This window comes from Aurantivibrio plasticivorans (genome assembly GCF_055392955.1).
In genome coordinates, this window is record NZ_AP036020.1 from 2,828,225 (window position 1) to 2,840,110 (window position 11,886).

General features: G+C 46.4%; 10 protein-coding genes. 4 read left to right on the top strand and 6 right to left on the bottom strand.

Going from position 1 to position 11,886, the window contains the following annotated elements; translation table 11 throughout:
* Positions 1–32: 32 nt before the first annotated feature.
* Positions 33–2,333, bottom strand: coding sequence for a glucosylglycerol-phosphate synthase (gene ggpS, locus ACZ5NB_RS12725; protein ID WP_460234976.1), 2,301 nt, complete (start codon positions 2,331–2,333; stop codon positions 33–35).
* Positions 2,334–3,192: 859 nt separating this feature from the next.
* Between ggpS and doeB2 the strand changes: the two genes are divergently transcribed.
* The 4 genes from doeB2 to ACZ5NB_RS12745 are packed head-to-tail and all read left to right on the top strand — an operon-like array spanning position 3,193 to position 8,283.
* The gene (doeB2, locus tag ACZ5NB_RS12730; protein ID WP_460234975.1) at positions 3,193–4,353 is read left to right on the top strand and encodes a N(2)-acetyl-L-2,4-diaminobutanoate deacetylase DoeB2; all 1,161 of its coding nucleotides are present in this window, start codon (positions 3,193–3,195) and stop codon (positions 4,351–4,353) included.
* A 51-nt stretch (positions 4,354–4,404) separates the two neighbouring features.
* Entirely contained in the window at positions 4,405–5,652 is a 1,248-nt protein-coding gene (locus tag ACZ5NB_RS12735) for an aspartate aminotransferase family protein (RefSeq protein WP_460234974.1), read from the top strand.
* Complete coding sequence (gene doeA, locus ACZ5NB_RS12740; RefSeq protein ID WP_460234973.1) at positions 5,649–6,938, top strand: ectoine hydrolase; 1,290 nt, start codon at positions 5,649–5,651, stop codon at positions 6,936–6,938. Before ACZ5NB_RS12735 ends, doeA begins: the two co-directional genes overlap by 4 nt.
* Positions 6,922–8,283: an NAD-dependent succinate-semialdehyde dehydrogenase gene (locus ACZ5NB_RS12745; protein WP_460234972.1), complete on the top strand. Its 1,362-nt coding sequence runs from the start codon at positions 6,922–6,924 to the stop codon at positions 8,281–8,283. The genes doeA and ACZ5NB_RS12745 overlap by 17 nt, the downstream gene beginning before the upstream one ends.
* A gap of 493 nt (positions 8,284–8,776) precedes the next feature.
* On the opposite strand, the gene ACZ5NB_RS12750 is transcribed toward ACZ5NB_RS12745, so the two are convergent.
* The 5 genes from ACZ5NB_RS12750 to ACZ5NB_RS12770 all read right to left on the bottom strand — a co-directional run bounded on the left by ACZ5NB_RS12750 (position 8,777) and on the right by ACZ5NB_RS12770 (position 11,882).
* A complete protein-coding gene (locus tag ACZ5NB_RS12750) occupies positions 8,777–9,937 on the bottom strand; it encodes an acyltransferase family protein (RefSeq protein ID WP_460234971.1) in 1,161 nt (386 codons plus the stop codon).
* 80 nt (positions 9,938–10,017) lie between these two features.
* Positions 10,018–10,503, bottom strand: coding sequence for a GNAT family N-acetyltransferase (locus ACZ5NB_RS12755; protein ID WP_460234970.1), 486 nt, complete (start codon positions 10,501–10,503; stop codon positions 10,018–10,020).
* A 35-nt stretch (positions 10,504–10,538) separates the two neighbouring features.
* Positions 10,539–10,685 carry a hypothetical protein gene (locus tag ACZ5NB_RS12760; RefSeq protein WP_460234969.1) on the bottom strand — a complete coding sequence of 49 codons (147 nt, stop codon included), beginning with the start codon at positions 10,683–10,685 and terminating at the stop codon, positions 10,539–10,541.
* Between the two features lie 217 nt (positions 10,686–10,902).
* Positions 10,903–11,394: a hypothetical protein gene (locus tag ACZ5NB_RS12765; RefSeq protein ID WP_460234968.1), complete on the bottom strand. Its 492-nt coding sequence runs from the start codon at positions 11,392–11,394 to the stop codon at positions 10,903–10,905.
* Positions 11,395–11,552: 158 nt separating this feature from the next.
* Complete coding sequence (locus ACZ5NB_RS12770; protein WP_460234967.1) at positions 11,553–11,882, bottom strand: hypothetical protein; 330 nt, start codon at positions 11,880–11,882, stop codon at positions 11,553–11,555.
* Positions 11,883–11,886: the final 4 nt, after the last annotated feature.

Consider the following 11,886-nt stretch of genomic DNA (forward strand, 5'->3'; position numbering starts at 1 on the left):
GTTGTTATTTTCAAGTGCTGTTGGCTCAACCTTTACGCAACACGCCTTCGCTTAGAGTCGATCTTTGTCACCTTTTCGTCTGAATTTTCTGCCATAAAAAGTTCGACGGACCGTCGCATATCGGCCACTGCATCAAGAAAATCTTTACCCCAGTATTCAATATCGTAATGACACACGGCGTCAAAGGCTTCGTGTAAGCGGCTTTTTGCATCACTGCGGCTCATGGCGAGTGCAAAATAACAGGTTTGCGTTAGCTCCGCTGGGTCATGGGGGTTAGTCAGTACCGCACCGCGTAGCTCTGCTGCAGCACCGGCGAACTCGGACAGTACTAGCACCCCTTGGCCATCGGTCAGCCCTTGCGTGGCAACGTATTCTTTCGCGACGAGATTTAGACCGTCTCGCAATGGAGTAATCCACATGACATCGGCCATGGCGTAGTAAGCAACCAGCTCTTCAAACGGCAGAGCGCGGAAGAAAAACTGAATTGGCGTCCACCCAACACGCGCAAAGCGGCCATTAATTCGACCAACCGTTTGTTCAATTTGGCCTTGTAGCTCTTCGTAAATAGTCATACCCGCAGCGGCGGGCACACACACGGTTATCAATGTGACTTTTCCAACAAGCTCCGGATGCAAGTCTAACAAGCGCTCGTAAGCTTCGAGTTTTTCGAGGATGCCTTTGGTGAAATCCAAACGTTCAACCGATAAGACGAGTCGGGTGTTTGATAGCTCTTCCCGTAATTCTTCCATGCGCGCTTGCACACTAGATTCTGCCAGGGCGTTTTTCACCCGCGATAGATCTAGCCCCACCGGGTGCGCGCCCAAACCAATTAACCGATCATTCACTTTGATTTTTGTGGTCATCTCATCGAGGCCGACGGCACAACCGTAGGTGAAAAAGCGCGGTGCGCAATTCATACTTTCGACAACTTCAACCGGCGTGACACCTCGTGCGACATCTACAAAGTTTTCCGCTTGGCGAGGAATATGAAAACCAATGAAGTCACACTGTAAAAGACTGCCGACAATATCGCGTCGCCATGGCAACACATTGAAAACATCCGCCGAGGGGAAGTATGTATGATGGAAAAACGCGATGGTGACGTCGGGGCGCAATTCACGCAGGAAGGCTGGAACCATCCATAAATTGTAGTCGTGAATCCATACCGTCGCATTTTCTGCGGCCTCGGCAGCGGTTCTCTCCGCGAACAAGCGGTTTACTTTGAGAAACACTTGCCAGTGATCTTCATCAAAACTTGCACGCTCCCAAAACGTATGCAGCGTTGGCCAGAAGGCTTCTTTAGAAAACTTTTTATAGAAGATATCGACATCCTCTTGCGTCAGCTGAACGCGCGCGGCAACTAATTTTGGGTAACGCTCTTTATCGACATCCGTATGGGTTTCGAATTTACCTTGTTGGTGCATCGACCACGCCACCCAAGACCCCGCTTTACCATCCGCAAAGAAGCTCAATAACGTGGGAATAATGCCGTTGGGAGATCGCGGGCGACGACGCACGAGTTCTCCGTCTTCGAAAAACTCTTCGTAAGGTAGTCGGTGGTAAACAATAACTAAGTCTGATTTACCAGATTCCGGAATGTCATTCACTTCGGCATCAATGCCTTTTGGCCCTAGAAAACCAAAATGTCCGAACGCTTCGAGTATTCCACCGCAGCCGCTTAAGCGTGCATGATAAACGCGCGCTCGATTGTAGGTTGCGTCTAATAACTTGGGCTCTGATTCCCCGACACACACGCCTTTGAAACCTTGTTCATACATGGACAAGTCGTTAAGCGTATCACCTGCAACCATCACGAGTTCAGGGTCAATACCCAAGTGGTTAACTAAGTTGCGTAGCGTTTTACCTTTATTAATACCTTTTGGTAGTACGTCAAGATAAAGCTCGGCGGAATATAGCAAATCACAATCGAGCGATTCAACGATGTCTTCTAACTCGTTACTGATATCATTTTCGTTACAAAAGTATGAGCAACGTCGCTCTTGTGGTACTTCTTGCCGTTGCAACGGTGTTATGTCTGCTAGCGCATCTTCAACAACGTGTTCACCGGGCCAGAGTTTTTCAATTTCACCTTGAATCGCATGTAGAGGTTGGAGCGCCTCCCCGTCAACAACGGTACACCCCACGTCACAAATAATGTAGTCGGGTTGAGGAATGGTTGGGTCAGACAATAAAGGTATGACCGACTCTAAACCGCGTCCGGTGACGAAGACTAAATCGATATCGGGATGGGCCGCGACTAATTGATAGAGTTTAGTTCGGTTTTCTGGACTGCCGCCTAAAAATGTTCCATCAAGATCAGTGGCTAATAGCATGGCATGCTCCTGCGCATAATGAGAAGAAATGTATGAATGTCGACTGAGTAAGCCGATCAGAGAGAGGCATAACGAGACAACATCTCGTTAACAATGAAGGGGGTTTCCGCTGCGTTTTTATAACTGGCAATGTGGTATTGCACTGATAAAACATGGGTCTCCACGTAATTGATTGGGTTTTTCGTTAAAAGGTACTTATACCTTTTTCGATATTTATTGTGCTGCAGAAACCATGCCGTTGATTTTTAAGTTATTAAAACGCCCATAATAATTCGCTACACCCCCCGTATCACAAGGCTTAGACAAAATTTTATTAGCGTGAATCAAGAATCAAAATATCCCATTTTGTTGCACAAGGGTTGTGCGAAGCTGGTGAATACGAACTACTTTAATGCAGTGGAACCGCCGGAGAAATGATAGCCATATCGATAGATTGCGTGTTTTATAGTATTAAAATTACATAAGAAGCACCGATCGACACACTAAATACTGCGAATTAATGCTATTCGGCATGAAGGTATTCGCTCATCACTCTCTATTCACAGGGTTATCGAAACAAAGCGAAAACCAAGCGAATTGTTGCACCAATAAAACGCAGTTTTAATGCCTCATGCGAGCTGGGTGTGGATTCAACCACAACTTTTATCGACGCGTCTGCTCAGGTTTTTCACCAATAAGGTAAAAATACGTTGCGCTAACTAGCTGATTCCACAGCAGTTATACGCGACCCGAACACTTTCTATCGCCGTTTTGCGAACAACTGGTTCGCTAATTGCTTCAACCCCTTTACAGCCATGCGGCTCAAACCTAGAGCACTTACCGTGTAACTCTGGTTTGCCGACATGGTGTGGAGGGTATCGTGTCGAATGAGTGGCAAGAGAACATTGAGATAGCAAAGGCGTTTCGACGCACGTTGCATCAACACCCCGAACTGAGTTGGCAAGAGCACAACACAGCGGCCTCCATTCGCGAAATGCTTGATGAATTACGTATTCCTTGGCGCCCCTGCGCAGAAACCGGCACAGTTGCTTGGATCAACCCCGAAGGTAGCAAACCCGCTATTGCTCTGCGCGCAGATATTGACGCACTTCCCATTGATGAAAAAACCGGTAAAGCCTGGCAATCAACTGCGCCAGGTTGTATGCACGCGTGCGGCCATGATGGCCACACCGCCACACTATTTGCAGCGGCGCGCTGGCTTAAATTTCACGAGCACGAACTCGACCGCTGCGTCGTATTGTTATTTCAGCCCGCAGAAGAAGGTGGTCACGGCGCGCGCGAAATGATTGCCGACGGTGCGCTAGACGATGTAAGCGAAATATATGGTTGGCACAACTGGCCAGCCTTACCCTACGGCACCCTGGCCTGCCCCGACGATTTAATTATGTGTGGTAATGGAACGTTTACCATTCATCTACGCGGCGAAGGTGGCCACGCTAGTCAACCCGAGCGCTGTAAAGATCCAGTATTGGCAGCCAGTGCGATTACCTTAGCACTTCAACAAATATGCAGCCGCCGTTTGCCACCACAAAAAGCCGCAGTTGTTAGCATCACACGTATTCACACCGGCAACGCGCTCACGGTTATTCCGGAAACGGCAGATATTGGCGGAAGCATTCGCGTACCGGATGAAGAAACGCGTGCGACGATTAAACAGTTAATTACCGAGATAGCCATGCAAACCGCTGAGAGTTATGGCGTGAGTTGCGAAGTGGATCATCAAGCGCGTTATGGCGCGACGGTTAATCATGCAACGCAGGCGGCCACAGCTCGCGCTTGCTGGACAGAATTATATGGCAGTGAGGGCCTTGCCCACGGTCAACAATTACCGATCATGGCATCGGAAGATTTTAGTTACTATTTGCGCGAAAAGCCCGGCGCTTTTGCGTTAATTGGTAGTGACGATGGCAAAGGCCATGATGCGCCCTGCCACAGCCCCCATTACGATTTTAACGATCAACTCATCAGCGATGTCTGTCGTTGGTTTTGCCGCTTAACTGGCATGCGCACTCCGCCCTAGCTCCCTCTGGTTAACGACAACTTCACAATCTGTTAACTGAAGGACATCACTATGACTATTTTCGAAAAGCGCGAATCATCCATTCGCGCCTACAGCCGCGTATACCCTGTTGTTTTTAAATCTGCCACTAATGCTCGACAAACCGACGCCAATGGCAATACCTATATTGATTTTTTCGCTGGCGCAGGCGTTCTCAACTTTGGACACAATAACCCGCGCATGAAGCACGCCATCATCGAATATATGCAAAGTGACGGTGTACTTCACAGCTTAGATATGGAAACCGAAGCCAAGGCTGAATTTATTGAGCGCTTTACGGATGTAATTCTTAAACCACGTTTTATGCCTCACAAATTACAATTTACCGGCCCGACGGGGACCAATGCCGTTGAAGCGGCAATGAAACTAGCGCGACGTGTGACCGGGCGTAAAAACATTGCAGCTTTTCAACAAGGTTTCCACGGCATGACATTAGGTGCCCTTGCCGCAACAGCGAATGAATACTTCCGCGGCGCTGCCGGTGTTCCTCTCGATTATGTGAGTCACTTTCCTTTTGGCGAAGAATCTACTGATAGTGAAGCGCTACTTGCAGAGTTGCGCGAGCATTTTCTGTCGGAAGAGACTGAAAAGCCAGCGGCGTTTATGCTGGAAACCATTCAAGCGGAAGGCGGTGTGAATGTCGCAAGTAAAAAATGGATTAAGGGTGTTGCCGCGCTGGCGAAAGAATTAGGAGCCCTACTCATTGTGGATGACATTCAAGTCGGGTGCGGTCGCACGGGCTCCTATTTCAGTTTCGATGATTTAGATATTGAACCGGATATTGTGTGTTTAGCGAAAGGCATCGGTGGCATTGGGACACCCATGGCGATGAATTTAGTCAGGCCCGAATTTGATGAACACTGGTCGCCAGGAGAACACACCGGTACATTCAGAGGCCAAAACCTTTCGTTCATTGCCGGTAAAGTTGCGCTAGATTATTTCGCTGAAGGTGATCTCATGCATGACCTTAAAGCCAAAATTGATTTGATGCATTCAAAACTGAAGCCCCTGCTCGCATCTGACCCATCGATAAAATTGCGCAGTAAAGGCATGATCATGGGTTTGGATTTGGGTGACGGCGAACGTGCAGCTGCCATTGTGCAAGAGTGTTTCAAAAACGGATTAATCGTCGCCAGCTGCGGGATAGGCGGCAAAGTCATCAAGCTAATTCCACCTCTGACCATTCCAGACGAAGACCTCGTCGCCGGCCTGGATATTCTGGTTAAAGCTACTGAAATGGTAATGGAGGAAGCAGCATGAACAAACGTGATGATATGACCTTCCCACCGGAAGAATACGAACGCCGCCTCAATGAATTGCGAGCGCGCATTGCCGAGCGCCATCTCGATGCCGTGGTCATTTCTGATCCAGCGAACATTATGTATTTAACGGATTACCAAACTACGGGCTATTCGTTTTTCCAAGCATTAGTAGTTCCGCTAGAGCAAGAGCCATTTATGATCACGCGCGCTCTTGAAGAATCAAATGTCATTGCGCGTACTTGGGTGGACGTTACTCGCCCCTACCCGGATACCGGTGATGCGATTCAAATGTTAGTCGATGCGCTACGTGAATTTGGGCTGTCGAACAAACGTATTGGCTACGAGCGCAACAGTTACTTCTTCCCGGCTTATCACCAAGATGTTATTCATACCACGCTAAAAGATGCGAAGTTGCTCGATTGTTTTGGCATTGTCGAAGAGGGGCGTATTTGTAAATCCCCTGTTGAGATTGCCTTAATGAAAAAAGCAGCCTTCGCAACCGAAGCGGGTATGGCGGCCGGTATTGAAGCCTGCCGTGCTGGTGCAACAGAAAATGAAATTGGTGCAGCGATCAGCGATGGTATGTTTCGCGCTGGCGGCGAGCCTCCAGCCGTTATGCCGTACGTGACCTCGGGACCTCGCACTATGATTGGCCATGCTACGTGGGAAGGTCGCACGGTACAAAATAACGAGCATGTCTTTTTAGAAGTGGGTGGTTGTTATCGACGCTACCACACGGCGATGATGCGTACGGTTATTTTAGGTGAGCTCACCGATTCCATGTACACCGCGCAAGAAACCATGAAACACGCCTTAAATGCGGTACACGGAATGTTGCAACCTGGTATGACGGTTTCCGATGTCGATAATTTGGTACGCAATATCATCAGTGACAATAATATTGGTGCGCGTCTCATTACTCGCTCAGGTTATTCCATTGGCATTGCCTTCCCGCCCAGTTGGGATGAAGGCTACATCCTCAGCCTTAAACAAGGCCAGTCGACTGTATTACGCGAGGGCATGACCTTCCACTTAATTCCGTGGATGTGGGGCATTGAAGGTGATAAAACCTGCGGCATTTCCGATACGATTTATATCACCGAAGATGGCTGCGCCTCGTTCTTTGAAAATACCGATCGCGATTTCGTCGTAAAACCCAACGAAATAGACAGTGGCGAGTGCATTGATTTATCTAAGGCACGCAAGCCGAAAAAAGGATCGCCTAAAACCGTCGCAAGCATTAAAGAGACTGTTCAGGAGGTGGAAGATGTTAACGCCGGTTAATCCCACTACGGGTGCTCCCTTAACCCCAATTCCATCACTTTCATCAGAACAATGTAGTCAAGCAATCGATAAAGCCGTGGCAGCATTTCCAAGTTGGCGAGATACCGCTATTGAGGAACGATCCGCTTACCTGACGAAAATCGCCACGTCACTTCGCGACTACAAAGAAGACTTAGCGCTTCTGATGGCAGAGGAAATGGGAAAGCCCTACCGTGAAGGCTTAGGTGAAGTTGAAAAATCAGCAACGTGTGCAGAATACTATGCTGAACATGGTGCGGCGTTTCTTAGTAGCGAAACGCTTGAGTCCGATGCCAGCCTTAGCTATGTCTGTTACCAACCACTTGGAACTGTGTTGGGGATTCTACCGTGGAATGCACCGGTTTGGCTGGCGTTGCGATTTTTAGCACCGGCATTAATGGCCGGGAATACCTGCGTAATGAAAGCTGATCCAAACGTTCCAGCCACCGCCGCAAAACTAACCGAAGCATTTGAGCAAGCGGGATTACCGAAAGATGTGATGGTTAACTTGCCAATTGCCACTGCAGAAGTTGGTGAGGCAATTGACCACCCAGGTATCAAAGCGGTGTCTTTCACAGGATCAAGTGGCGCAGGTAAAAAGGTCGCAGCTCGAGCCGCCGCAAGTTTAAAACCGGCTGTGCTAGAGTTAGGCGGCTCTGACCCGTGTATTGTTTTGGCGGATGCAGATCTAGATAAGGCGTGTGATGTGATTACCTTATCGCGCATGATTAACGCAGGCCAATCATGCATTGCAGCCAAGCGTGTCATTGTCGAAGACAGTATCTATGACACGATGTGTGAAAAACTGTATCAACGGTTTAGCGATCTGTCCTTGGGAGACCCGACGCTGGATTCAGCAGCCTTAGGGCCTATCGCACGGAAGGATTTACAAATCAAATTGCAAGATCAAGTCACGCAAACGATACAGCAAGGCGCGCGTTGTCTGTGTGGTGGCGATGTCTCTTCTGGTGATGGCTTTTTCTACCCACCAACCCTACTGGTCGACGTAGAGCCTGGTATGACAGCGTTTACTGAAGAAACTTTTGGCCCAGTTTTATCTGTGATTAAAGCAAAAGACTTTGCCCATGCATTGGAGCTCGCTAACGATACCGAGTATGGATTGGGTTCGAGTATTTGGACGAGTGATGAGAGCAAAGCACAGCAGGCAGCTGTTTCGCTTTGTGCTGGGCAAGTGGCAGTGAATGGGATTGTTAAAACAGACCCACGTTTACCTAGTGGTGGTGTTGGGCTGTCGGGTTACGGTAGAGAGTTAGGGCCGCAGGGCATTCGGGAGTTTGTGAATGTTAAACAGGTTTGGATTGCATAGAGGTTGCGGAGAGTTTGTTGGGAATGGATAGATAGTGCCACTAGCCCGGTCTTCCAGTCGGGGGCGGTACCCAAGACACGTGGCAAGCACCCGCAAGCGGGGCCGTCTTTCAATCACAGATTGAAATCGTTCGAACAAGCGCAAAATAACATTTTGCAAACGCTTGCTCTCACCCATGTGGCTCTCCGTCGACGTCCTGTCTCCCATAAATTTATCTGGAATAAATTTGGACGCCTGCTTTTTAAGGCGCCCGCAGGGTGAAACACAGGACGTGTTTCATCAACGTCTTGGGTACCGCCCCCGGCAGGAAGACCTAGTATGATCGCCAAATTTTGGAGAGGGAGGTTGAAAGCGTTGCAGCATATTGCTTCGCAAATGCTGAACGTCAACAGAGCTGGAGTAGCACGCGTTTATTGGCATGCTTTTCGTGTGCTTGATCCGTGATAAGTATTTTGACCAAAACCATCAACTTTTCAATGTAATAATCATCTGATCAAGAGCTCATTGCACCGGATCTCATATTACAAGCACGACTCCTAGCATATGCAAGTGTAGGGGCTTCAATAAATTTCCAGGAAACCATGGCTATTAAAAACGTTGCTATAAACATAGTGGGAATAAATACAAGTTGGCCGTAAAAGCTACTACCTGCTATTCCTTTCTCAAAGTTACCAAAATAACCCATTAACGGTAAATGCACTATGTACATAGCGTAACTGTATTTACCAATCGTGGTCAGCACCCTATTACTCAATATTGCCTTATATAGGGTTCTCTCAGTGGTTATAACGGCTTGATAAACGAGCCCTGCGAAACACAACGCTAGCAATGTATACCCGATGGTGTACATCGCCGGTATATTGTATGAGGCACTCCCATATAAATAGAATAGCCCCAGAACAAAAACGACACCAATAGAAATAAACATTTTAGATAATTTTTGTAGGGTTAACTTTTCAATATTAGAACGTAGCAATAAAGCCACTAGGGCCCCGATTGCAATACTGTCCATGCGGGTAATCGTGTTCGTGTAAATAACAGAGATATGGACGTCGATCTGCCAGAAAATGATTCTTGAAGCAATAGCAGTTAGTATTACAAGAATACAAATAGTCGAAAGAGTTTTATTAGAGAATCGACCCGCTATTAATGGCCAAATCATATAGAACTGCCACTCTACTGCTAAGGTCCATAAATGGCCGCCGTAAAATAGTGAAGGGGGCCAATTCATGTTGATGAGGCTCAGAAAATTTTGCCCCATCAACCAGTAATATGGTTGATGCTTTCTAATGAACGAAAAATCACCTCTCCCGAACATTATCGTATAGCTTAAAATCAGCAATATAAATAAGAAGAAAAAATAAATTGGCAGTATTCTAAAGGCTCGTTTTATAAAGAACGATTTCATCCATCCCTGATTATTACGCGCAGACAAAATGATGTCAGTGATTAAAAAACCAGATAATACAAAAAACAAATCTACGCCAGACCAACCAAAGTCAAATACTGCAAGTAGCATAGTAGCTATACTCGATTCGGTTTGATTTGGACCAAGAATAGAGCTGTGACACAGTATAACGGCGATTATGGCTATACCCCTCAGACCATCTAATGCCGCATTTCTTGATGAACTTATATCGTGGCTTTTTTTCACTATTGTTCCATTTTTTATTACGTTGTGAAGCCGCCGAGGGAGATTCGTAACACCTCAAACAAAACGAGAACGAGAACGAGTCAGGTTCTTTTACTAGCTAAAGACCGAATATATTTGAAACGCGTGATTCCGTCAGCACCAGTCCTTTCATCACATTGCAAAAAACCAAGCTTTTGAATTACACGGATTGATGCAACATTTGATTTCCGAGCAAAAGCAACAACGTGATCAACTTCAGTGTTGAATTCGAGATAATTTATACCCAATTCGCCGGCTACTGTAGCGTAGCCTTTACCCCAGTATGACGGGTGAAGAACAAACCCTAATTCGTGTTCATTATCTTTATTCGGGAATACGATAAGCTTTCCGATTACTCGATTTTCTTTACAGATAACGTGTGAACCTATTTGTCCAGAGTACCAGATAGAAACATTCCTTAAAACGCTCTCTTCTATTCTCGATTTACTCCAAGGCCCTTTATCGAAGTTTGCAAATACTCGTTCATCGGTGAATAGCTCGATCATTGATTCAAGATCGCTCAATACCAACTCTCGGATACTAATCATATGAAAAGCCTGTCAAAGGAGACAACCCCGATTTTTTAAGCATTAGCCTCTACCGCCCAATTTCTAAACCACTCTACTGGCAACTGTACTGACTCAAAATTCAATATTCGAAGCTCTTCGATTGAGTAGTTGTTTGCCAAGTAGAGGTCCCACTGTGTTTCTACATCAGCTAGGACTGACATAATATCTTCCATTTCTTGTGGCACATCTACATCACAGCACTTATTTCAAAACTTCTCACACCATTCTGCTATTTGCTTGTGTGAATAGGGCGAATTCTTTGGCCTTGCCCCACATTCGAGTAAGACCAATAAGTTTTCTTTACTGTACTCAAATTTAATTGAATTATTTTGTTCCATGGTATAGGTTCTTAACACTTCAAGAAGAGGCGTGCGCATTTTACGCATCCGGCTTGGTTAATTTTTTAGGCGCCGATAGTGATTTAATGTATGAGTTTAGTTTATTAATACCTTCTGGAAAGTCATTCCCGCCGATTGAATTAAACCTGAATTCAATATTAGGATTACCCCAAAGCATTATATTAAAAGAAGTAAAGTCTTTTCCTCCAAGCTGAGCATTGTTAGGTCTCACGTTGGATAATACTGATAGAACCAAATCCAATATCTCTTGGTACTGCTGTTTGGTGTATTGTATTTCGTGCATATGGTTCTTTGATTGTTTATGAAATTCTTCCCAGTCATATTCATTATTATTTATAGGGCTAGGCAAATCACCTATCCATACGGCGCTTCCATCATTATTGATCACTAGGCTCGCATAATCATGACTGCCAATATAGATTTGTGGATTCACCTCATATGTAATAGTCAGCTTTTCCGCTTGCACAGTTAAAGGCAAGAGAATAAGTACAATAGAAAACAGATGTCTCATTTTTACCGCCTAACAGTTTGCTCAAGAACTTAGGCACATGTAGGCATAATGTCTACGTATACCCATGGACGGAGAGCCCCACGGATGGGTTCACAGCGCGTCTAGAAAAAAGTTCCTAGTGCACCAGCGCGACGCTACGAAGCGCATCAATTCAAAGATTACCATCTTTCGATCTCGCCCGACTCAACCACATTTCCCGACACAACAATTGTGGTAATTACATGAACATCGCTAAGTTCGATAGAAAAATAATCTGCCAAGGCCTTGGCCAATCCCAATTGCAAATCGTCCACCTTGTCCCTTGACCACAATGAAGGCAAATACAACGTCGCCATTACCTTGTACGCCTTCCCGAACTGGTGCTGGGCTTGCACGAGATTAACGGTCATATGTTCCGAGCTTACACCTGATTGTTGCGTCCACAACGCGACAACGTCTTCCGTCCCAGATACACAATCAGCCTGCACGATACAATGAGCAATAGGCATATGC